The sequence below is a fragment of the Serratia sp. G204Y genome (genome assembly GCF_051172435.1).
GTDB lineage: Bacteria > Pseudomonadota > Gammaproteobacteria > Enterobacterales > Enterobacteriaceae > Serratia > Serratia sarumanii.
In genome coordinates this window covers 1,413,362-1,435,541 of the sequence record NZ_JBPIZA010000001.1, presented here as the reverse complement: position 1 = coordinate 1,435,541, position 22,180 = coordinate 1,413,362, and the positions used below count along the sequence as shown (strand labels likewise).

22 protein-coding genes are annotated in these 22,180 nt (G+C 59.9%); 7 read left to right on the top strand and 15 right to left on the bottom strand.

What is annotated here, in order from left to right; genetic code table 11:
- The first annotated feature begins 54 nt into the window (after window positions 1-54).
- A complete protein-coding gene (gene bioD / locus ACSBQQ_RS06885) occupies window positions 55-720 on the top strand; it encodes a dethiobiotin synthase (RefSeq protein WP_060428158.1) in 666 nt (221 codons plus the stop codon).
- Between the two features lie 6 nt (window positions 721-726).
- Here bioD and ACSBQQ_RS06880 read toward each other — a convergent pair whose 3' ends face one another.
- Complete coding sequence (locus ACSBQQ_RS06880; RefSeq protein ID WP_060428156.1) at window positions 727-1,221, bottom strand: DUF2938 family protein; 495 nt, start codon at window positions 1,219-1,221, stop codon at window positions 727-729.
- Between the two features lie 69 nt (window positions 1,222-1,290).
- On the opposite strand from ACSBQQ_RS06880, the gene ACSBQQ_RS06875 reads away from it, so the two are divergent.
- The gene (locus ACSBQQ_RS06875) at window positions 1,291-1,683 is read left to right on the top strand and encodes a helix-turn-helix domain-containing protein (RefSeq protein ID WP_060428154.1); all 393 of its coding nucleotides are present in this window, start codon (window positions 1,291-1,293) and stop codon (window positions 1,681-1,683) included.
- Here ACSBQQ_RS06875 and clcB read toward each other — a convergent pair.
- From clcB to ACSBQQ_RS06850, 5 genes are all read right to left on the bottom strand, one after another.
- Entirely contained in the window at window positions 1,680-2,981 is a 1,302-nt protein-coding gene (clcB, locus tag ACSBQQ_RS06870; RefSeq protein ID WP_038873948.1) for a voltage-gated ClC-type chloride channel ClcB, read from the bottom strand. The two genes, ACSBQQ_RS06875 and clcB, sit on opposite strands and share 4 nt — an antisense overlap.
- A 125-nt stretch (window positions 2,982-3,106) precedes the next feature.
- A complete protein-coding gene (osmV, locus tag ACSBQQ_RS06865; RefSeq protein ID WP_060419095.1) occupies window positions 3,107-4,246 on the bottom strand; it encodes an osmoprotectant ABC transporter ATP-binding protein OsmV in 1,140 nt (379 codons plus the stop codon).
- On the bottom strand, window positions 4,243-4,893 hold the full coding sequence (osmW, locus tag ACSBQQ_RS06860; RefSeq protein ID WP_049199194.1) for an osmoprotectant ABC transporter permease OsmW: 651 nt from the start codon (window positions 4,891-4,893) through the stop codon (window positions 4,243-4,245). The genes osmV and osmW overlap by 4 nt, the downstream gene beginning before the upstream one ends.
- A gap of 11 nt (window positions 4,894-4,904) precedes the next feature.
- Window positions 4,905-5,762: a glycine betaine ABC transporter substrate-binding protein gene (locus ACSBQQ_RS06855; protein ID WP_204275976.1), complete on the bottom strand. Its 858-nt coding sequence runs from the start codon at window positions 5,760-5,762 to the stop codon at window positions 4,905-4,907.
- 64 nt (window positions 5,763-5,826) lie between these two features.
- Window positions 5,827-6,543, bottom strand: a complete 717-nt coding sequence (locus tag ACSBQQ_RS06850) for an ABC transporter permease (RefSeq protein WP_033638459.1) — start codon at window positions 6,541-6,543, stop codon at window positions 5,827-5,829.
- A 508-nt stretch (window positions 6,544-7,051) separates the two neighbouring features.
- On the opposite strand from ACSBQQ_RS06850, the gene ACSBQQ_RS06845 reads away from it, so the two are divergent.
- Window positions 7,052-8,539 (top strand): MDR family MFS transporter, encoded by a 1,488-nt coding sequence (locus ACSBQQ_RS06845; RefSeq protein ID WP_049196804.1) that lies wholly within the window; start codon window positions 7,052-7,054, stop codon window positions 8,537-8,539.
- A 56-nt stretch (window positions 8,540-8,595) separates the two neighbouring features.
- Here ACSBQQ_RS06845 and ACSBQQ_RS06840 read toward each other — a convergent pair whose 3' ends face one another.
- The gene (locus tag ACSBQQ_RS06840; RefSeq protein WP_033648229.1) at window positions 8,596-8,895 is read right to left on the bottom strand and encodes a DUF1161 domain-containing protein; all 300 of its coding nucleotides are present in this window, start codon (window positions 8,893-8,895) and stop codon (window positions 8,596-8,598) included.
- Between the two features lie 89 nt (window positions 8,896-8,984).
- Complete coding sequence (locus ACSBQQ_RS06835) at window positions 8,985-9,353, bottom strand: DUF1283 family protein (protein WP_004938560.1); 369 nt, start codon at window positions 9,351-9,353, stop codon at window positions 8,985-8,987.
- A 148-nt stretch (window positions 9,354-9,501) separates the two neighbouring features.
- On the opposite strand from ACSBQQ_RS06835, the gene ACSBQQ_RS06830 reads away from it, so the two are divergent.
- Complete coding sequence (locus tag ACSBQQ_RS06830; protein WP_033648230.1) at window positions 9,502-9,828, top strand: YnfA family protein; 327 nt, start codon at window positions 9,502-9,504, stop codon at window positions 9,826-9,828.
- Between the two features lie 36 nt (window positions 9,829-9,864).
- On the opposite strand, the gene ydfG is transcribed toward ACSBQQ_RS06830, so the two are convergent.
- From ydfG to fecI, 5 genes are all read right to left on the bottom strand, one after another.
- Window positions 9,865-10,614 (bottom strand): bifunctional NADP-dependent 3-hydroxy acid dehydrogenase/3-hydroxypropionate dehydrogenase YdfG, encoded by a 750-nt coding sequence (ydfG, locus tag ACSBQQ_RS06825; RefSeq protein WP_033648231.1) that lies wholly within the window; start codon window positions 10,612-10,614, stop codon window positions 9,865-9,867.
- Between the two features lie 125 nt (window positions 10,615-10,739).
- On the bottom strand, window positions 10,740-11,261 hold the full coding sequence (locus ACSBQQ_RS06820; protein WP_033638468.1) for a GNAT family N-acetyltransferase: 522 nt from the start codon (window positions 11,259-11,261) through the stop codon (window positions 10,740-10,742).
- A 200-nt stretch (window positions 11,262-11,461) separates the two neighbouring features.
- Window positions 11,462-13,819 (bottom strand): TonB-dependent Fe(3+) dicitrate receptor FecA, encoded by a 2,358-nt coding sequence (fecA, locus tag ACSBQQ_RS06815; protein ID WP_033648232.1) that lies wholly within the window; start codon window positions 13,817-13,819, stop codon window positions 11,462-11,464.
- Window positions 13,820-13,933: 114 nt separating this feature from the next.
- Window positions 13,934-14,890: a ferric citrate uptake sigma factor regulator FecR gene (gene fecR / locus ACSBQQ_RS06810; protein WP_033648233.1), complete on the bottom strand. Its 957-nt coding sequence runs from the start codon at window positions 14,888-14,890 to the stop codon at window positions 13,934-13,936.
- The gene (gene fecI / locus ACSBQQ_RS06805) at window positions 14,887-15,411 is read right to left on the bottom strand and encodes a ferric citrate uptake sigma factor FecI (protein ID WP_033648234.1); all 525 of its coding nucleotides are present in this window, start codon (window positions 15,409-15,411) and stop codon (window positions 14,887-14,889) included. Before fecI ends, fecR begins: the two co-directional genes overlap by 4 nt.
- A gap of 425 nt (window positions 15,412-15,836) precedes the next feature.
- Here fecI and guaD point away from each other — a divergent pair, with 425 nt between their 5' ends.
- The 3 genes from guaD to ACSBQQ_RS06790 all read left to right on the top strand — a co-directional run bounded on the left by guaD (window position 15,837) and on the right by ACSBQQ_RS06790 (window position 20,977).
- Window positions 15,837-17,159: a guanine deaminase gene (gene guaD, locus ACSBQQ_RS06800; protein ID WP_033648235.1), complete on the top strand. Its 1,323-nt coding sequence runs from the start codon at window positions 15,837-15,839 to the stop codon at window positions 17,157-17,159.
- Window positions 17,160-17,598: 439 nt separating this feature from the next.
- A complete protein-coding gene (locus ACSBQQ_RS06795; protein ID WP_033648236.1) occupies window positions 17,599-18,885 on the top strand; it encodes an HlyD family secretion protein in 1,287 nt (428 codons plus the stop codon).
- Window positions 18,878-20,977: a peptidase domain-containing ABC transporter gene (locus tag ACSBQQ_RS06790; protein ID WP_033648237.1), complete on the top strand. Its 2,100-nt coding sequence runs from the start codon at window positions 18,878-18,880 to the stop codon at window positions 20,975-20,977. Before ACSBQQ_RS06795 ends, ACSBQQ_RS06790 begins: the two co-directional genes overlap by 8 nt.
- A 184-nt stretch (window positions 20,978-21,161) precedes the next feature.
- On the opposite strand, the gene ACSBQQ_RS06785 is transcribed toward ACSBQQ_RS06790, so the two are convergent.
- Window positions 21,162-21,449, bottom strand: a complete 288-nt coding sequence (locus ACSBQQ_RS06785) for a hypothetical protein (RefSeq protein WP_025302730.1) — start codon at window positions 21,447-21,449, stop codon at window positions 21,162-21,164.
- 234 nt (window positions 21,450-21,683) lie between these two features.
- A complete protein-coding gene (locus ACSBQQ_RS06780; protein ID WP_049196799.1) occupies window positions 21,684-21,944 on the bottom strand; it encodes a hypothetical protein in 261 nt (86 codons plus the stop codon).
- Window positions 21,945-22,180: the final 236 nt, after the last annotated feature.

Genomic DNA, 22,180 nt, shown 5'->3' with positions numbered 1-22,180 from the left:
TCGCCGCCGGTGCGGCGACACATTGTTAACGGGGCATTCTGGGGCATTTTATTCATGTTGAAGCGTTTATTTGTGACAGGCACGGATACCGACGTCGGTAAAACCGTGGTTTCCCGCGGGTTGATGCAGGCGCTGGCCGCCGATGGCCGTTCGGTGGCCGGCTACAAGCCGATCGCCGCACGCTGCCAGGAAACCAGCGAGGGCATCCGCAATAAAGACGCTTTGGTGTTGCAGGCATCGTCAACCCTGCCGCTGTCCTACGAGGAGATCAATCCCATCACCTGCCTGGATGAGGTGTTTCACGCGCATGCGACCGAGGACATCAACTATGGCGTGATGAGCAGCGGTCTGCGGGATCTGTCCGCCAAAGCCGACACGGTGGTGGTGGAAGGCAGCGGCGGTTGGCGGGTGCTGATGAACGATCTGCGGCCTTACGCCGAGTGGGTGGTACAGGAACAGCTGCCGGTGGTGCTGGTGGTGGGCATCAAGCTGGGCTGCGTCAGCCACGCACTGCTGACCGCGCAGTCGATCATCAACGACGGCCTGCCGCTGTTGGGTTGGGTGGCCAACCGCATCAACCCGGGGTTGGCGCACTATGCCGAAACCATCGCGGCGCTGCAGCAGCGCATTCCCGCGCCGCTGCTGGGTGAGATTCCCTATTTGCCACGCGCAGAGCAGCGCGAGCTGGCGCACTACCTCGATATTTCCACGCTGCTGTAAGCCTGCTCAGGTGCACAGCGCCGCCAACAGCCGGGCGGCAATCAGCAGGCCCAGCCCATACACCGTGTGGGTGAGCAGGCTGAGGAGCCGCGCTTTTCGCGGGTAGGCGGTTTTCGCCGCCGCCACGCCAAAGCCCAGCGCGGGCTGCATCACCAGAAACGGCGCCGCCAGGCTCAGCCAGCCGCTCAACAGCGCGATGAGCGGCTCCGGCGCCGCATACCACCCGATGCCCGCCAAACCGATCGGGATAAAGGCAAACGCGATGCCGATGGCGTAATGCAATATCCAGCCGATTGTTCTCTCTCCCCGGCGCGGCGGCGCCGTAATGATGGTGGCGTGAAACCAGCGGCCGTCGAACATGCCGAGAAACCAGCGGCCCACCAGCGCATAATCGAGAGAAGGGATGCCGAAGCGCCGCCTCAGCAGCAGCGCCCACAGATCCATGCAGAGGGTGGCGCCAACGCCGGTTAACAGAATGCGCACTAACAGTTCAGGGGTCATAGGGGTGTCCTTGGCTCAGTGACGTGATAATGTGCGCACAGTGTGCAACTTAAAGTCGGCTTCAAGTCAATGGCAAAAGAACTGGATATCGGCACGGTGGCGCGCCTGAGCGGGATCGCGCCTTCCGCGCTGCGGCATTACGAGAAGAAAGGGCTGATCGCGTCGACGGGCCGCCACGGTTTGCGTCGCCAATACGCCGCCGGCGTGCTTGACCAACTGCGGCTGATCGCGCTGGCGCGCCTGGCCGGTTTTACGCTGGACGAGATGAGCGCCTTGTTTGACGAACGGGGCAAGATAGCGCTCGATCGCGGGCTGCTGGCGGCGCGGGCGGATGAGCTGGATCGCCATATCCAGCGCCTGGTGCAGGTGCGCGACGGGCTGCGCCACTTGGTTGATTGCCCTGAACCCGAGCACCTGCAGTGCCCGCAGTTCAGGAAAATCCTGCAGCAGGGCGAGTTCTAAGCCTCGCGTTTGGGTGGCGGCGCCGAATGATACACCGACACCGGCCGCAGGCCGCGCGACACGGTGGTGGCGATCACGCACGAGAGCAGAATGCCGGGCAGCAGGGCGTACTCGCCGGTCATTTCAAACACCATCAGCGCCGCCATGATCGGCGCATGGGTGGTGGCGGCCAGCAGGGTAGCCATGCCGGTCAGCGCCAGCAGCAGCGGCACCGCCGTATCCATGCCCGGCCACAGGCCAAACAGCTGACCGATGATCGAACCGAGCGCGGCGCCGACGAACAGCGTCGGGGTGAAGACCCCGCCCGGCGCGCCCGACCCGCTGCTGGCGAGGATCGCCAACAGTTTGCACACCAAGATCGCCCCCAGCAGCAGCACCCCCGGCGGCGCGATCAGCAGCGCCTGCACCACGCTGTAACCGTTGCCCCATACCTGCGGGAACAGCAGCGAAAGCAGCCCGACGATCAGGCCGCCCAGCGCCAGCTGCAACGGCGGTTTCAATCTCAGCGAGCGGAAGGCATGGCCGGTGGCGGTCATCAGCCATAAAAACAGCGGCCCGCCGGCGCCGGCCACCACGCCGACCAGCGCCATCAGCAGGTATTGCGTCGGCAAGGGAGCCGCGAGCGGCGTCACCAGATAGAGCGGCGCCTGGCCGCCGTTGAGCAGGTTGGTCATCAGCAGGGCGCTGACCGCCGCGATCACCACCGGGCCGAGCGAGGCCAGCATCAGGGTGCCGAACAGGATCTCGGCGATAAACAGGCTGCCCGCCAGCGGCGCATGATAGGCGCTGGCCATCCCGGCGGCGGCGGCGCAGGCCACCCACAGTTTCCACTCTTTCTCGTGCGTAAAGCGCTGAGCGAACAGTGAGCCCACCAGCGCCGCCAGCAGGATCATCGCGCCTTCGCGGCCGATGGCGCTGCCGCTCGACACCACCAGCAGCGACGCCAGGCACTTCACCAGGCTGGCGCCGGTGTCCAGCTTGCCGTTGCCGGTCTCGATCGCTTCCATATAGTCGGTGGGCGCCGCCGGGCGCTGGTGGCGGTAGCGCTGGTGAATATACAGCAGCAGGCCTGCCGCCAGGCCGCCCAGCGCCGGAGTGAGGGCGCGCCGCCAGCCGGGCAGCGCGGCGGCGGCGGCCACCAGGCTGCCGTCGGCATTGCCGAGCAGCAGCCACTCGAGGCCAATCATCGAACGGTGGAACAGCCACACCGCCAGAGCGGCGGCGACGCCGATGAACACGGCGATAAACAGGCTGCGCAACAGGGCGCGATAGTGGTGCAGGTGGACCAATCTTTTCATGCGTGGGCGGCGTCGTGAGAAAAATCAAAGGGTCATCAGCGCATTGTGCTTGGCGCTCCGGCCGATGACCAGTGAATCTTTAGCAAACTGCGGCGTGGGCGGGGCGGTGAGCGCCCCTGAGTGAGTTATTGCGGCGTCAGCACCCGGCGCGTGCGGCCGGAGCTGAGGTAGTCGGCGATGTAATCCTGCGAGATTTCGCCGCTGTAGCGGCCGTCTTCATCGACGATCGGCATCCAGGAGGTGTTGTGCTCGTACAGTTTCGACAGCACCACGCGCAGGTTCTCCTCCGCACGCGCGGTGACGCGGAAACGGTGCAGACTGTCGGCGCAGACGCCCGGTGCGCCGCGCGCTTCACGGCGTTTGACGTACCCCAGCGGCTTGCCGTCGGCGTCCACCACCGTCACCGAGCGGGCGTCGATATCGTCCATCAGCCCGAACGCTTCCACTAGCGGCGTCTCCCGCCGCACCGTCACCGTTTCCTGTTGATCGGCCACGTCGCCGGCCTGCACCAGCAGCAGGCGCTTCAGCGTGCGGTCCTGGCCGACAAAGGAGGCGACGAACTCGTTCGCCGGCCGCGCCAGCAGCTCATCGGCGCTGGCGTTCTGTACGATTTTGCCCTGGCGGAACACCGCGATGCGATCGCCGAGCTTCAGCGCTTCATCGATGTCGTGGCTCACCAGCATCACGGTCTTTTTCAGCTGGCGCTGCATGTCGAGAAACTCGTTCTGGATGGTTTCGCGGTTGATCGGGTCCACCGCGCCGAAGGGTTCATCCATCAGCAGCACCGGAGGATCGGCCGCCAGCGCACGGATCACGCCGATGCGCTGCTGCTGCCCGCCGGACATCTCTTTCGGGTAGCGGTGCAAAAAGCGCTTGGGATCCAGCGCCACCATGCTCATCAGCTCCTCGGCGCGATCGTGGCAGCGTTTTTTGTCCCAGCCCAGCATGCGCGGCACCACGGTGATGTTCTCCTCGATGGTCATGTTGGGGAACAGACCGATCTGCTGGATGACGTAGCCGATTTTGCGGCGCAGGCTGACGGTATCCAGCGCGCTGGTGTCTTCACCGTTGATCAGAATGGTGCCGCCGGTGGGTTCGATCAGGCGGTTGATCATCTTCAGCGTGGTGGTTTTGCCGCAGCCGGAAGGGCCGAGCAGCACGCAGATTTCGCCTTCCGGTACGTCCAGATTGATGTTGTCGACGGCGTTGAACGGCGTGCCGTTCTTCTGCATGAACTGTTTGGTCAGATTTTCCAATTTAATCATGAGCGGATCCCCTTGGGCGTAAGCGCAATTTGCAAGCGGTGCAATAACCAATCGAGGACGATCGCCAGCAGGCTGATCATCACGGCGCCGGTAATCAACTGGCGGATGTCGCTGCTGCTGATGCCGTTGAGCAGCAGCAGGCCGAGGCCGCCGGCGCCGATCACTGCGGCGATCGCCATCACGCCGATATTCATCACCACGGCGGTACGAATGCCGCCGAAAATCACCGGCAGCGCCACCGGGATCTCTACCCAGCGCAGGCGTTGCCAGAACGTCATGCCGATGCCGCGGCCGGCTTCGCGCAGCCCGCCGGGCAGATTGTCGAGCGCGGTGTGGGTGTTGCGCACGATCGGCAGCAGCGAATAAAGGAACACCGCGGTGATCGCCGGCACGTAGCCGATGCCGTGGCCGATTAAGGAAAACAGCGGGATCATCAGCCCGAACAGGGCGATGGAGGGCACGGTCAGCACCAGCGTGGCCAGGCTCAGCACCGGCGTCGCCAGCCATTTGTGGCGGACGATCAGCACGCCGAGCGGCACGCCGATCAGGATCGCCAGGCCGACGGCGACGCCGACCAGCAGCAGGTGCTCCAGCGTCAATCCGGCGATATAGGCCCAGTTTTGCCAGGCGTAAAGTACAGTATTCATCACATGCCTCCCTAAATCAGGCCGCGCTGCTTGAGGAACGCGTCGGCGACCTGTTGCGGCGTCTGGTAGTCGATATCCACCCTGGCGTTAAGCTCGGTGATCACCTGATTGTTGAACTGTTTCGACAGCGTGTTCAGCGCCGCTTCCAGCCCCGGCGTGTTTTGCAACACGTCGGCACGCACCACCGGCGTGACCGCATAGCTCGGGAAATAGCCCTTGTCGTCTTCGAGCACCTGCAGATCGAAGCCTTTCACCCGGCCGTCGGTGGTGTACACCAGCCCGGCATCGACGAAGCCGTCGCGGATGGCGTTGTAAACCAGGCCGGGGTCCATTTGGCGGATTTGCGGGCGATCGAGCGGCATGTCGTACAGCGCCTGCATCGGCTTCAGGCCGTCCGAGCGGCCGGCAAACTCCAGATCCAGCCCCAGCAGCCAGTTGTGTTTCGGGTCGGTTTTACGCACCTGTTCCACTTTGGCCACCAGCTGCGACATGGTGCGAATCTGCTCTTTTTCCGCGCGCTGGCGCTGCATGGCGAAGGCGTAGGTGTTGTTCATGTCCGCCGGCTGCAGCCACACCAGGCCGAGTTTGGCGTCGAGCTTTTTCACCGTGTCGTAAGTTTCCTGCGGCGTCATGCGCTTATTGATGTGGTTAAAGATGATCAGCGAGGTGCCGGTGTATTCCCAGGTCATGTCGATCTGTTTGTTGATCATGGCGTTGCGGGTGATCACCGTGGCCAGATTGGTCTTGGGTTCGACCTGAAAACCTTTGGCCCGCAGGTATTGCACGGTGATCGCCGACAGAATGCGCTGTTCGGTAAAGTTCTTGCTCGCCAGCGTGAGCGGGGCGGCCCAGGCGGCCGCGCCGGTCATCAGCAAAGAGAACAGCAGCGCGTGGCGGAGGCGTTGTAACCATCGAGTCATCGCGTTTCTCCCATCAGGATGCGGTGTGCGGGCTGAGCCGGCGGCCGAGACCGGCCAGCGCCAGATCGAGCAGCAGGGCGATCAGCGCGGTGGCGGCGGCGCCGAGGATCAGCGTCGGGAAGTCGTTCAGGTAGATGCCGGGGAAGATCAGTTCGCCGTAGCTGCTGGCGCCGATCAAAAACGCCAGCGGCGCGGTGCCGACGTTGATCGCCATCGCGATGCGCACCCCGGCGAAGATCACCGGCAGGGCGTTGGGCAGTTCGACCTGGCGCAGCCGCTGCCCGGCGGTCATGCCAATACCGTTGGCGGCCTCGACCAGCGCCGGCGGCACCGAACGCAGGCCGGCATAGGTATTGCGCACGATGGGCAGCAGCGAGGCGAGGAACAGCGCCACCACCGCCGGCCGGTCGCCGATGCCGATGATCACCATCGCCAGCGCCAGCACCGCCAGCGGCGGCAGGGTGTTGCCGACGTTAAAGATCTGCATCACGTGCTCCGCCCAGCGGCGGGCGAAAGGGCGGCTCAGCAGGATGCCGCTGGGAATACCGACCAGCAGCGACAGCAGCATGGAGCACGCCACCAGGAACATGTGCTGCTGGCCGAGGTAAATCAAATCTTCCCGGCGCGACTTGAGGGTTTCCCAGCCGATGCCGTAAACCAGCAGCGCGACGACGGCGATAAACAGCAGGCTCCCGAGGAGCAGGCGCCGGTATGGCGCTGACTTGTGCATGATGTTGCGTCCTCCGTTGCGCGGAGCGGCCGATAGGCGGCGCATTCCGCTCTGATTGTTACCCACTGCCCGGCGGGCGTGGCGGTACAAAACGGGCGTTTCGCATGAGGTTAGCGAGATTGAGCGAAGGGTGCGTTCGGCACAGCGTGCTGAACGTAGGCTCAATACGTGAGTTAATCAGCATAAGATACTGATATTTAAACCCGAGAAAGCACGAAGCCCAAAGGCGCCGGCTAGGGAAGGTATAGCACCCTGACGTTGAGCGTGCCAAGTTTTATGAACAAAATCAGCTGATTGAGTTTGCCCAGATTGGCGCCGCAGACCGCGTCAGCGCTGGGATGCGTGGAAAGTAAAAAAAATCCGCAGCAAAAAGTTACGCCGTAACAATCAGTCCAAATGGTGCGATTCGCCGCCGGCAAAGGCAGGATGTGAGGGCGGATAGACTCGGCGCAGACGCTTGCTGATATACTCAAGGAAAATAAAAACGCCAGGAAGCCTGCATAACGCCATGACAAATAACGTTTCACCCGCACCCATCACCCATCGCCCGCTGATCCTGATCGCCTGCATGCTGGCGATGTTCATGTCGGCGATCGAAGCCACCATCGTCGCCACCGCCATGCCGACCATCATCGGCGATCTCGGCGGCTTTTCGCTGCTGGGCTGGGTGTTCGCGGTCTATTTGCTGGCGCAGGCGATCACCATTCCCATCTACGGCCGGCTGGCGGATCTCTACGGCCGCAAGCGGGTGTTCTTCTTCGGCGCCACGCTGTTCCTGCTGGGATCGGTGCTGTGCGGCTTCGCCCCCGACATGTATTGGCTGATCGGCTTCCGTCTGCTGCAGGGGCTGGGCGCCGGTGCCATCATGCCGATCGCCTCCACCATCATCGGCGACATCTACAGCGCCACCGAGCGGCCGAAGGTGATGGGCTACCTGTCGAGCGTGTGGGGCGTGTCGGCGATCATCGGCCCGCTGCTGGGGGCGTTTATCGTGCAGCACCTGCCGTGGGCGCTGGTGTTCTGGGTCAACCTGCCGATCGGCCTGCTGGCGATGTTCTTCCTCTGGCGCTATCTGCCGGCGCATCAGCAGCTGCGGCGGCACGCGCTGGATCTGGCGGGCACCGCCTGGCTGACGCTGTTTGTTTCGGCGCTGCTGCTCGCGCTGTTGCAGATGGAAAGCCTGGGATGGTGGGTGGCGCCGTTGCTCGCGCTGGCGGCGGCGTCGCTGGCGCTGCTTGTCCGCCAGGAGCGGCGCGCGGTCGAACCGCTGTTCCCGCTGGCGCTGTGGCAAAGCCGGGTGATCGTCGCCGGCAACATCGGCGGGCTGGTGATCGGCGCGGCGATGATGGGCATTAGCGCCTTCCTGCCTACTTTCATTCAGGGCGTAATGGGCGGCTCGCCGCTGGAGGCGGGCACCACGCTGGCGCTGATGTCGATCGGTTGGCCGCTGGCCAGCACGCTGAGCGGCCGTTTGATGCTGATGACCTCGTACCGCGCGACGGCGTTGCTGGGTGCGCTGCTGTTGGTGGCGGGCGGCCTGATCCTGCTGATGCTGCAGCCGACCGGCGGCCTGCTGTGGGGCCGGGTGGCGGCGTTTATGGTCGGCGCCGGCATGGGGTTGTGCAACACCACGTTTTTAGTGTCGGTGCAGAACGCGGCGCATTACAGCATTCGCGGCATCGCCACCGCCTGTACGGTGTTTACCCGCATGGTGGGTTCGGCCATCGGCACTGCGATTTTGGGCGCCACGCTGAACCTCAACCTGCAGTGGCGTTTGCCGGAGGTTGACGATCCGGTGCAGCGGCTGATGGAGCCGGCGGTGCGGCAGAGCATGGGAAGCGAAGCGCTGGCGCAGCTGATCCAGCAGGTGGCGGCTTCGCTGCATTGGGTGTTCCTGGCTTCGGCGTTGGTGTCGTTGCTGGCGCTGGCGGCGGCGATGCTGATCCCGGCGCGTTGTCGGCCGCAGGGCGAAGGGGAAGAGGCGGAGCAGGCGTAAGGGAAAAGTAAAGGGCGCGGCTGTGAATGAACTGCGCCCTGGATAGCCGATGCGGCTTACTGCGTGTTGGAGGTATCCTGGCTGCTGCCGGTCTGCGCCGCGTCACCGCGATCGTCGCCATTGTTCAGGCGGGTATAGACGATCTTCTGGGTGTCGTTTTCGCAGTGGCCGACCACTTGGCCGCCCGCTTGATCGGCCTGATCGTTAGGCACGATCTCCAGTTTGAAGCCGGACTCCGGAACGCCGTTATTGATGATTTTCTGCGAAATATCCGCTTTCACGCTTTCGCAGGAGGCCAGAGCCGCCAACGGCGCGCCGGCCAGCAAGACAGCGGTTAATATCAGCGTTTTCTTCATCACGTCATCCTTTTAGACAATGGATTTCCTGTAACAGGATAGCAGTAATGGCGGCCGGGTTTCACGCTTGCCCGCCCGCCGCAGGCGGATTAAGGATTAATCCGACGCCCGGTCTGACGATCCAGACATTTACGGGTGTCCGGCTCCCAGTACGCGTTGACGTTGTTGCTGTCGTTGCAGCGATCTTCGTCATCCGCCGCGCGATCGGCCTTGTCGAACTCTTTCTCGACGCGAGTGTTAACCTTGTGGCGCAGGGATTTGGTATCATTCCACTGCTCTTTGCTCTGGCGTGCTTCTTCGGTGCTCATCGCGCCGCTGCCTTTGCCATCGACGGTGACGCAGGTGCTGCCCTGCGTGCAGGTGGCGGCCAGCGCCGGCGCCTGCCAGGCGCCCATAACGGCCAGCATGGCGACCGGCAGCATCCCGCGCAGCAGTCGTTGGGTCGAAAATGTTTTCATCGTTTCATCCTTATGAGTGAGTGCGCCTGATGATGGCGACACTGGCGTTACTTCGCCCGCAGGCGTGGTGACAAATATACCACCGCGCTTCTGAAATTCACCAGCCAAGCGCCGATTCGTTTACTTTATCGAGAGAAAACTGCGACCGATGTTAAAAACCACGCTGTTGTTTTTCGCCACCGCCCTGGCTGAAATTATCGGCTGTTTCTTGCCTTATCTCTGGCTCAAAAAGCAGGGCAGCGCCTGGCTATTGCTGCCGGCGGCAGTGAGCCTGATGCTGTTTGTCTGGCTGTTGACGCTGCATCCGGCGGCCAGCGGGCGGGTCTATGCGGCCTACGGCGGCGTGTATGTGGCGACGGCGCTGCTGTGGCTGCGGGTGGTGGACGGGGTGAAGCTGTCTGCGCTGGACTGGGTGGGCGCGGGGGTGGCGCTGGCGGGCATGTTGATCATTGTTTCAGGCTGGCGCGCAGCCTGAGCAAACACGGCGGGAGTCGCCTCCCGCCGCCGGAGATCAGGCGCCGCGGTGGATGTTCAGCCCGGCGAAGGACTGGCTGACCGGCATCATTTCCAGCGTGTTGATGTTGACGCGCGCCGGCAACGTCGCGACCCAGAACACCGACTCGGCGATGTCTTCCGGCGTCAGCGCATCGGCGCCTTCGTAGGTTTTGTTGACCTTGCCGTCATCGCCCTTGAAGCGCACGTTGGAGAACTCGGTGCCGCCCACCAGGCCCGGCTCGATATCGGTCACGCGGATGCGCGTGCCGTGCAGATCGGCGCGCAGTCCCAGGCTGAACTGTTTGACGAACGCCTTGGTGGCGCCGTACACATTGCCGCCGGCGTAAGGCCAGTTGGCGGCGGTGGAGCCGATGTTGATCACATGGCCGACGTTGCGCTCGACCATGGCCGGCAGCAGCGCGCGCGTCATGTTCACCAGCCCCTTGGCGTTGGTGTCGATCATGGTTTCCCAGTCATCGGCGTTGGCCTTGTGCGCCGGCTCCAGCCCCAGCGCCAGCCCGGCGTTGTTCACCAGCACGTCGATCTGGCGCAGCTCGGCAGGCAGTGCTTCAATCGCCTGTTGAATGGCAGCGCGGTTGCGCACGTCGAGCCGCACAATGTGCAGCGCTTGCCCTAATTCGTCCCGCAGCTCTTCGAGACGCTCAAGGCGGCGCCCGGCGGCGATCACCTGATGGCCTTCACGGATAAAACGGCGTGCGATTGCCTCGCCGAAACCGGAGGTGGCGCCGGTAACAAAAATAATCATGTTGCTGTTCCTCAACTGTTTTTACCCTACATGCCTCTATCATTAGCACAAACCCGCTGGCAGTGGCAGCGGTTATCGCGGCGCAGAGAAAAAAAGGCCGCACCGGGCCGGCTGCCCGGCGCGGATCAATGCTGAGGCGGCAGGTGGTAGACCACGGCGTCATACTTGATGTTTTCACGCTTGCCGGCCAGCACGCCGCCCAGCGACTCGGCGAGGCGGCGGCTGGCGGTATTTTGCTCGGCCACCGGGTAGATAAGGTGCTGAGGCTGAAAGCGCTCGCTGACCCAGCGCGCGATGCCCTGCACGATTTCGCGCCCGTAGCCCTGGCCGTGCAGGCTCTCTTTCACCCAGATGCCCAGCTCCGGGGTGCGGCTGCGCAGGTTGTGCGCGCCGCCGACGCCAACAAACTGCCGGTCTTCGCGCCGACGGGCGACGAAGATCACTTCTTCGCCTTCGCGCATCAGCGGCAGCCAGCCTTGCCAGACGTTGGCGAAATCTTCCGGCGACGCCTCCGGCTCAAAGGCCATAAAGCGCGTCAGAGTGGGGGTGATCGCCTGGTAAACATCGTCGGCGTCTGCTGCGGTAAAGGGGGCAATCAACAAACGGTCGGTGTCCACGCGGCACTGAGAAAGGTCATTATGATTCATCTTATTTTCCCTCGCTTTTCAGGCCAGAACGGCAAAAAATCCGCGCCCATAAATCAGGGCGGATCGTCGATATTACGCGCATTGACGGCAGAAGCGACTTATTTTTCGCCGCTTGGGCAAGATGGAAAGATCGGGGTTGGTGACAATGTCACGTTATGAATGAAGCGGCGAGCGCGATGAGGTGCGCCCGCCGCCGGGGATCAGAACTTCACCGAGCCTTGCAGATAGATCGTACGCGGCTGGCCGATGTACAGACCTTTGTTATTATCGTCATAGGCACGGGTGAAATACTCGTGGTTGAACAGGTTTTTCACGCCGACGCCCAGATTCAGGCCGGCCATTTCCGGGCCAAAATCATAGGCGGCGCGCACGCCCCACAGCATATAGCCGGGAATGCGGCCGGTGCTGCCGTCGGCGCTTTCCGCCACGGTGTTGGCGTTATCGGCGAACTGGCTGGATTGGAACTCGCCGTTGAGGTTAAACGCCCAGTTGCCCGGCGTGTAGTCCAGCCCCAGCGTGCCTTTATGTTTCGGTGAGAACGGCACCTGGTTGCCCTTGTAGCCGCCGTCTTCGCGGATAGTGGCGTTGACGTAGGCGTAGCTGGCGTAGGCGGTCAGATCGTCCAGTTTCGGCGTCAGCTGCGACAGATCGTAACGCAGGCTGCCCTCCAGCCCGGCGTGGCGAGTTTTGCCGCGCGCGGTCACGCTGTCGGTCACCTGGTTGGAGTCGTACTGGTTGTTGAAGTTGATCAGGAACAGCCCGATCTCGCCGGTCAGCGCATCGCCGGCGTAGCGGGTGCCCAGCTCCCAGGTGCGCGCCTTCTCCGGTTCAATCTTGCCGCTGTCGACCGCTTTGCCCATCTGGCTGTACTGCACGGTGCCGAAGGAGCCTTCGGTGTTGGCGTACAGGTTCCAGTATTCGTTAAGGTGATACATCACGTTCAACGCCGGCAGCGGCGCGTTATAGCTGACGTCGAGGCGGTTGTTCTTGATGTAGTTGTTCTGATACGACTTGATGTACTCGTAGCGCATGCCTGGCGTGATGGTCCAGTCGCCGATGTCGATGCGATCGTCGATATAGAAGGCGTGCGCCTCGGTGCCGGACTGGGTATCGCGATCGTACGGGCTGGCGCTGGACGGCAGCCGGCCGGTGCTGGCCTTGCTGGTGTAGCGCAGCTCGTGGGTGGATTCGCTGACGTAGCGGTAGCCGACGCCGACCTCATGCGCCGAGTCTCCCCAGCGGAAGCTCTGGCTGTAGCGCGGTTCCACGCCGCGCACCCAGTATTCGCGCGGTGACAACGTCAGATTTTTGCCCTGATCCAGATAGCCGCTGCGCAGGGTGTAGGTGTAGAAGCTCTGCACGTCGAACTTGTGCTGTTGATCCGGCTGATACTGATAGCCGAAGTTCGCCAGCTGGCGGCGGCCCCAGAACTTGTCGTACGGGCGCGTCGACTGGAACGGGTTGGCGTTGTAGTCCGCCCGGCTCAGGCCGCCCGGCATGTCCGCCTCGCCTTCGTAGTATTGCAGCAGGCTATTGAAGGTGTGCACCTCGTTCGGGGCGTAACGGCTTTTCAGCATCACGTCGTCAATCTTGGTTGTGCTGTGCTCGCGCCAGTCGCTGCCGCGGGTGCCGGAGTAGAGCAGCGCCGCGCCGAAGCCGTTGTCGGCAGTGCCGCCGATCATCAGGTTGCCGGTGCCTTTCGGGTGATCCTGGCGCGAAGTCGGGCTGAGCTGCCCCTGCATGCCGGCCTCCATGCCGAAGGTTTTCGGGATGGCGCGGGTGACGAAGTTGACGACGCCGCCGACGCTCTGCGGCCCATAACGCACCGCGCCGCCGCCGCGCACCACGTCGATCGCGTCCATATTGCCGAGCGAGACCGGCGCCAGCGACAGCTGCGGCTGGCCGTAAGGCGCGAAGGGCACCGGGATGCCGTCCATCAGTACGGTGGAGCGGCTGGCGAGGCGCGGGTTGAGGCCGCGAATGCCGAAGTTCAGCGCCATGTCATGGCTGCCGGTGCCGTTGTTCTCCGGCGCCACCACGCCCGGCACCCGGTTCAACGCTTCGCGCACGGCGGTGGTGCCGGTTTTGGCGAATTCTTCGCGGCGCACCACGTCGCGCGCACCGGGATGTTCGAACACGTCTACCTGGCGGCCTTCCGCCAGCCAGTCACCGACCACGGTGATGTCTTCTTCCTTCTGCGGCTGCGGCTGCGGCCGTTTGGCCAGCGTGTAACCGTTGTTGCCGAGCGCTATAGCCTGCAGGCCGCTGCCCGCCAGCAGGGCGTTCAGGCCGTCATCGACGCCGTAGCTGCCGCTCAGGCCCGGCGAACGTTTACCGGCGGTCAGCGTGCCGTCCACCGAGAGCGCGATGCCGGCGCGCGCGGCGAAAGCGTTCAGCGCGCCGTCCAGCTCACCGGCCGGAATATGATAGGCTGCGGCGGCGCTGGCGGCGCTCGCCGTCAGCGGTGCGGCGAATGCCAGGCCAATGGCCACGGCCAGCGGCGTGGCGCGTTTTCCCCAAAGCGAAGCCGGCGCTCCCTTTCCCCAAGCGTTGTTCATACCTTCTCCTGAATCATTTTTTATTTATTGCTGCAGTGTTTTCCTGGGAGTCGGATGAGCGAAGCAAAAGGGACAATCAAGAATGCGATTTTTTATCATTTTCATTTAAAAAATTCAGGCGGGAACGATTTGCAGCCAATAGCGGGTAAAGCTTTGCAGGCGCACCGGCAGCGTCTGGCTGAGCAGGGCGAGGGCGCGATCGGTATCGTTGAGCGGGAAACTGCCGCTGACGCGCAGGCCGGCGACGGCCGGATCGCAGCTCAGGTGGCCACGTCGGTAGCGCGCCAGTTCGGCGATCACCTGGTCCAGCCGCCATTGGCTGACGCTCAGCACGCCGCGCAGCCAGCCGTCCTCCGCCGCAGCCGGTTGCTTGTCGCTGAAGGCCGAGGCGCTGAAGCCGATCTGTTCCCCGGCGTCCACCCGGCGCGTTTGCTGCGGATCCTGCGCCAGCTGCGCTTCGACCGCATGCTCCAGCACCGTCAGGCGCGTCTCGCCGCCGATCTCGCGCACCAAAAAGCGGGTGCCGAGCGCGCGCATCGCCCCCTGCGGGCTTTGCACCCACAGCGGCCGGGGGTCGCGCCCGGTAATCAGGCTGATTTCTCCGGCGTGCAAACGGATCAACCGTTGACGATCGTCGTAATGCACGTCCACCGCACTGGCGGTGTTCAGCACCAGTTGGGTGCCGTCGCTTAACACAATGGGTTTGATTTCGCCGGTGGCGGTGCGGTAGTCGGCGCGCAGCTCCCGGCCGAACGGCGATTGGTAAAGGAAACCGCCGCCACCTACGCCAAGCAACAGCAGCAGGCTCTTCAGCAGGGTGCGGCGATCGATTGCCGACTGGCGGCCGGCGCGATCGAGCGCGCGGTAGCTGAACTTGCCCGGCACGCCCTGCAGCTGGCTCTGCAGCGCTTCGACGCGCTGCCAGGCCCAGCGGTGATCGGCGTGCTGCTGGTGCCAGGCTTGCCACTGTAGGCGCTGGCGGTCGGTGACGTGCTCATCGCACAGCAGGGCATACCAGTGTGCGGCCATCTTCAGCGCCTGGCGCTGCTCGGGGGTAATGGCGTTGCTCATGAGAAAACGTCGTTTTCCAGGCTGAACAGCAGGCAATGTTCGGTGGCCTTGGCCATGTATTTTTTAACCGAACTGACCGACACGCCGAGGCGCACGGCGATGTCCGCATAGCCCAGGCCTTCGAGCTGCGACAGCAGAAAGGCCTGTTTCGCTTTCGGCCCCAGGCCGTCGAGCATGGCGTCGATCTGCTGCAGGCTTTCCAACAGGCTCTGGCGCTGTTCCGGCGACGGGGCGTAGCCTTCCGGGATCAGCGTCAGCATCTCCAGATAGGCGCGCTCCAGCGTTCTGCGGCGGAACAGATCGACCATCACCCGCTTGGCGACGGTGACCAGAAAGTCTTTCGGCTCGCGCAGGGTCTCCGCGGCGTCGCTTTTCAGCAGGCGCATAAAGGTGTCCTGCGCCACATCGTCCGCGTCGAAAGCGCAGCCCAGCCGCCGGCGCAACCATCCCTGCAACCAGGCGTGATGGGTGGCGTAAAGGCGCGACAGCGCGGCGTGCGGGGCGGAAGCGGTGGCGGACATGGTTTTCGCATTGCTGGTCAAAAAGATGCGCGGATGATAATTGAGAATGGTTATCGTTTCAAGTTTGTCGGGTGGGTTCCTGAATGGTTCCGGCCTCTTTTTATCGCGTTGAAATAGGCTGACGGGCGCGAAAATATCCCTTTGCCCATTAAAGGTGCAGCAAAGGTGTTATTCCGGTAAGCAAACGGTTGCTATTAATCTGCCGTCGAAGATCGCCGCGTGTTTTATTCTTTTTCTTCGGTTGGTTTTCTTTGTTTAATTGGTATCACTTTGTTTTAACGTGAAAATATATTTTTTGTCGGTCTGTTGGCACACGGCTTGCTATGCTTAACCTGGTCTTTAAGTTTGGGCAACAGAAGGCATTGTTTCATCGACGCAGGTTATTATGCGGGTGAGATTGGCCGGTCGTCACAAGGAAGAAAATAATGGCACTGCAATTCACCACGGCTATTCGTGGCAATTTTTTTGATATCGCGGCCTGCGTGGAGGAACCGCAACAGCTTGACGAACGCCTGCGGCACATTCCCGACGGTTTGTTGCTGCTGAATGGGGGCGTCATCGCCTGGTTCGGCAGCTGGCAGCAGGGTGAGGCGCTGTTGCCGCCGGGTTTCGCGGTCACGGAGTATCGCGACAAACCGATCGTACCGGGCTTTATCGACACCCATATCCACTATCCGCAAACCGAAATGATTGGCGCCTATGGCGACCAACTGCTGGACTGGTTAAATAATTACACCTTCCCGACCGAAAGCCGCTATGGCTGCGAGCGGCACGCCGACGCGATGTCGGCCTTCTTTCTGCGGGAGTTGCTGAGCAACGGCACCACCACCGCGCTGGTGTTCGGCAGCGTGCATCCGCAGTCGGTCGATGCGCTGTTCAGCCAGGCGCAAACGCTGAACATGCGCCTGATCGCCGGTAAGGTGATGATGGATCGCCATGCGCCGCAGGCGCTGCTGGAAACGCCGGAGCAGAGTTACCGCGACACGCGCGAGTTGATTGAACGCTGGCACGGCAAAGGCCGCCTCGGTTACGCCATTACGCCGCGCTTTGCGCCAACCAGCACCCCGGCGCTGCTGGCGCAGGTGCAGCGGCTGCGCGAAGAATTCCCCGACGTGTGGCTGCAGACGCACCTGAGCGAGAATCCGCAGGAAGTGGCCTGGGTAAAATCGCTGTTCCCGCAAAGCCAAAGCTATCTGGACGTTTACCATCGCTACGGCATGACCGGCGGCAAAAGCGTGTTCGCCCACTGCCTGCACCTGGAGGAGCAGGAGTGGGACTGCCTGTGCGAGACCCGCTCGGCGATCGCCTTTTGCCCCACCTCCAACCTGTTCCTCGGTAGCGGGCTGTTCGACCTGCAGCAGGCCTGGCGCAAGCGGGTGAAGCTCGGCATCGGCACCGACGTGGGGGCAGGCACCTCCTTCAATATGCTGCGCACGCTGGGCGAGGCGTACAAGGTCGGCCAGCTGCAGCATTACCGGCTCTCCGCCGTAGAAGCGTTCTATCACGCCACCCTGGGCGGCGCCCGCGCGCTGTCGCTGGACGACAAAATCGGCAACTTCGACGTCGGCAAAGAGGCGGATTTCGTGGTGCTCGATCCGGCGGTGACGCCGCTGCAGCAGTTACGCTACGCCAACAGCGCCACGCCGGCGGAACAAGGCTTCGTGCTGATGACGCTGGGGGACGATCGCAATATTTATCGCACCTATGTGGACGGCAAGGTGGTTTATCAGGCGGCGGTGTCAGACTGATTTCATTCGCGGTGTTGGCGCAAAGGCATATTGGAATACGCCGACACCGCGTGGCGACAATTTTAACATAAGGAAGTGAAAGCCTTGATAGCGTTATTGCTGCACACGTTGTGGATGAAAAACAGACAATGGAAGGGCGGCGCATGATTATTTATTGGACATGCCGAGATGTAGTCTGAATACGATTATTTGGTTAGGAGACTCTTTATTGGTTTTTTATGAATATACCTAGTGATATACAGCCATGTTGCTGGATAAGTGCGTAAAAAGCATTGCATTTCTTCGGGGGGCTCTATATCATAATGAGAATAATTATCTTTACGATATCGCTGCTTAAAAAGCAACAGGCTTGTTTTAATCACTGTTGCTGTTTTTTCGGTGTACTTCTGCATTTTACGAGCCAGGATTGGCTTGAGCTTTATTTCTGGAAAGGGATTTCATGCGTGATTTGTTTCGACAGGAAGCCACGGATCATCAGCGGGCGAAATGGGCGGGTAAGGCCTTATTGATAAACGGCTTGCCCGCCTGGTGCTTTGGTCTTTTATCGTTTTTATTTATTCTTGTTTTCCTCTCTTTTCTTATATTCAGTCATTATACGCGCCGCATTAATGTTTATGGTGAAATCACCACCTTCCCCCGCTCAGTCAATGTGTTTGCACCCCAGCAGGGTTTTATCTCGGAACGCTTCGTCGAAGTGGGCGACGTGGTTAAAAAAGGCCAGCGTCTTTATCAGATTGATGTCAGCCGGGTGACGGATAACGGGAAAGTGAGCGCCAATACGCGCCTGGCGCTGGAAAACCAGTTAAAACACGTTGACAGCATCATCCTTAAGTTGCAAGACAACAAGCGCATGACGCTGGAAAATCTACGCGCGCAAAAAAAACAGTATGAATTGGCGCACATGCAGTCCAAACAGCTGTTGGATAACGCACGAGAAGGGGTGGCATTTGCTCAGGACAACATGCGTTCCTATAAGGAATATCAGCAGCGCGGTCTGATTACCAAAGATCAGCTTAGCGGACAAACCTATTCGTTTTATCAACAACAAAGTCTGTTCCAAAACCTGCATAGCCAACACATTCAGGAATCGTTGCAAATTACGAATTTGGAAAGCGACATCGTTACGCGCGCGGCAGATTTCGATAATCAAATTTCACAGTACCAGTTTCAGCGTAATGATTTGCAACGGCAGTTAGCGGAAGCCGATGCCAGCGGCGCATTGATCGTGAACGCCCCGAGCGATGGCCGCATTGAATCTCTCAGCGTTACCCCGGGTCAGATGGTCAATAGCGGTGACAGTCTGGTACAGATTATTCCACGTAATGGCGCGATTTATCAGCTAGTTTTATGGTTGCCGAACGCCAGTGTGCCTTATGTTTCAGCGGGGGACGCCATCAACATTCGTTATGATGCTTTCCCCTATGAGAAGTTTGGCCAGTTTCCCGGCAGGATAGAAAGCATCGCTTATGTGCCGGCCTCCATGCAAGAAATGTCAACTTACAGCAGTTCTCCCGTGCATCAGCCCAACGCGCAAACGGCATCTTATTACAAGGTCACCGTTTCCCTGGATGAAACGCATATCAGTTACCAGGGCAAGGCGTTGCAGCTCACTAACGGCATGCGGGCTCAATCCACGCTGTTTCTGGAAAAAAGGCCTTTATATCAATGGATGTTCTCGCCTTTCTACGATATGAAAAACAGCCTGATGGGGCCAATCAATGACTGAATCTTATTTCGACACGCTAAAGGGCAAACTCAATTTGTCGCTGCGCCGCAAAGTGCCGCAGATCCTGCAAACTGAAGCCTCGGAATGTGGGCTGGCCAGTCTGGCGATGGTATGCCATTACCATGGCTTGCAAATCGATCTGTTTAATCTGCGCAGCCGCTACGGCTTTTCTTCACGCGGGGCGACGCTGTCCGCGCTGATTGACATCGCGAGCGCACTGAAACTGCAATCCAGAGCGTTATCGCTGAATATCGATGAACTTAAGGCATTGAAAATGCCTTGTATTCTGCATTGGGACATGAAGCATTTCGTGGTGCTTGTCAGTGTCAGCCGAGGGCGGGCGGTGATCCATGATCCTGCCTTTGGCCGTAAAGTGCTGGGGTTGCATGAACTGTCGCGGCATTTTACCGGCGTAGCGCTTGAGCTGTGGCCAGACAGTGAATTTCAGCCGATCAAACAGCAAAGCAGATTGCGTTTTCGCAAGCTGATGAGCAATGTGCGCGGCCTCAAGGGGGCCTTGCTAAAGATCTTCTGTCTGTCGATCGTGATTGAAACGGTTAATCTGCTGTTACCCGTCGGTACGCAGTTGGTCATGGACCATGTGATTCTGGCCGGCGATCATGATCTTTTAGCGCTGATATGCATAGGATTGCTGTTTTTTATTTTATTCCGTACCGGCGTATCCATGTTGCGCTCGTGGATCTCTATCGTCATGGGCGCGTTGATAGACGTGCAGTGGAAGGCGGGAGTGTTCGATCATCTGATGAAATTGCCGCTTTCCTTCTTTGAGAAGCGCAAGTTGGGTGATATTCAATCCCGTTTCGGCTCATTGGATACGATAAGAGCGACTTTCACTACCAGCATCGTCAGCAGTATTATTGATGGCATCATGTCCGTAGGCGTATTTATCATGATGCTGCTCTATGGCGGCTGGTTGGTTTGGGTGGTGCTCGGCTTTACGGCGATATACGTTATTCTCAGGTTGTCGACCTATCAATATTATCGGCAGCTGTCGGAAGAGCAGTTGGTGAAAGGGGCACGAGCCGGGTCTCATTTCATGGAAACGTTGTATAGCGTCAGTACGTTAAAGGCGCTGGGGTTATCTGAAACCCGTTCGCAGTATTGGCTGAATCTAAACGTAGAAACGATCAATGCCGGTATCAAGCTGACCAAATTAAACATGATGTTTGGCGGCCTGGGGGCGTTTATCGCCACCTGCGATCAGGTGATCATCCTTTGGCTAGGCGCGGCATTGGTCATAGACAATCAAATGACGATCGGCATGTTTATCGCGTTTAACGCCTACCGCGGGCAGTTTTCGGAGCGTGCCAGCAGCCTGATCGACATGATGCTTCAGCTGCGAATGCTGAGTTTGCATAATGAAAGGGTGGCGGACATTGTGCTTTCGTCACCGGAATCGCAAATGCCCGCGCGCCAGCTCTTCACAAAAGGCAAAGCCGCGGAGCTTCGGGTGCGGAATCTGCGCTACCAGTATGATCGCTTGGCGAAACCCATTATCGCGGATTTGAATCTCAGCATTGCAGCGGGAGAAAGCGTGGCGATTGTCGGTCCCTCCGGCGCGGGTAAAACCACGTTGATGAAGTTAATGTGTGGGTTGCTGTCGCCGGATGAAGGGGCCGTGCTGGTCGACGGTATGGATATCAGCAACATTGGCGTTAATAATTATCGCCAATGTATCGCTTGCGTGTTGCAGGATGACAAGCTGCTGGCGGGATCTATCGCTGAAAATATTTCAGGATTTGATGCCGAAATGGATCTGAAGCGTATTGAGGCGTGCGCACGACGTTGCAATATGCATGATGATATTCAAAACATGCCGATGGGCTATGAAACATTGATCGGCGAACTGGGGGGGAGCCTTTCTGGCGGGCAGAAACAGCGCTTATTGATAGCCCGTGCGCTCTATCGTCGCCCCAGCATTCTGTTTATGGACGAAGCGACTAGCCACCTGGATCTAGATAATGAAACACATATTAACCGCGCTATTTCACAACTGAACATTACCCGCGTGATTATTGCGCACCGTCCGTCGACGATTGCCTCTGCGGATAGAGTCATTCGACTCGGGTAATGTCAGCTTCGCTTTACCTGGCCTCTTCACCCCGATATTTTCGCTACGTCAACCGCGCACTCATCCTGCGGTGAACCCATGAAAAAAGGGTTATCACAATGATAACCCTGGCATGATGTGACGCTTTAGGCGCTGAAGCCAATGTTAACCGCTGAGGTCAACCGCGAGGCTTGCAGGGCCCCGATCAGTTCGAATCGGTATTGTTGTTGTTCCCCCACATGGTACCGCCGCCGTTGCTCCCGCCCCAGGGAATGCCTGATGGGCCAACTGAGCCGGGGGCACGATCGCCGGTGACATAGTTACCGACAGCACCGCCGACAATAGTGCCGACAACGCCGCCCGCCACGCCACCGATAGAGCCGATGCCGCCGCCGATCGCTGCGCCGACAGTTTCTGCGGAAACCGTCAATGTACCGCTGCGATCTCCTGCACCGGAAATGATTGAACATTCTTCAGAGGTAAGATTGCGCATACTTGCTCCTTAGTAATTAAATTTTAAAATAAGCCACGTTGATCATGCTGAGCGTCGCCCGTGATCGCTATTGAGCAATTTATGCGTGGCGATAACGGCAAAGGCGATAAGGGCGTATTTCAAGAAACGATTGAGGCTGAAATAATCCGCAATCGCGCCAACAACAAGCCCGATTAAAATGGCGAACAATATAATGAATAATCTTTTCATATGATGGATACGAATCTTCCTGCATTAGTTACTGTCGGCAGGATTGTTCGTCGATGTTTGTTTATTGCCACCCAACATGGACTCCACCATTTTGCCAGCGGTATAGGCGGCACCACCGATAACGGCACCGGCAACAGCGCCTGGGCCAGCACCGACGCCGCCAGCCATGGCGCCGGTCATCGCTCCACCAACCGCGCCGGCAGCGACTGCACCGCCCAACTCTGCATAGCTGAAATCCCCAGCTGCCGCGATAAAGTTCACTTCATTAAGTGTAAGCTCTCTCATAATGACTTCCTTATATTATTGGTTTTTGGTTTTTGCAGTTTTCCGATACCAGAAAAATGCCACTAGCAAGGTTGAAAAGATAAAGGATTGAATGATTGTGCTGGTAAACCTCCTGTCTTCGGAAAAAAATAAAGAATAAAAAATATCCATAAATGTGTAGTAAAAGCAGAACAAAAAAATCCAACTGCTTGGTAATTTCATCAGTGCCTCGATAGGTTTGATTGATAGGGGGTATC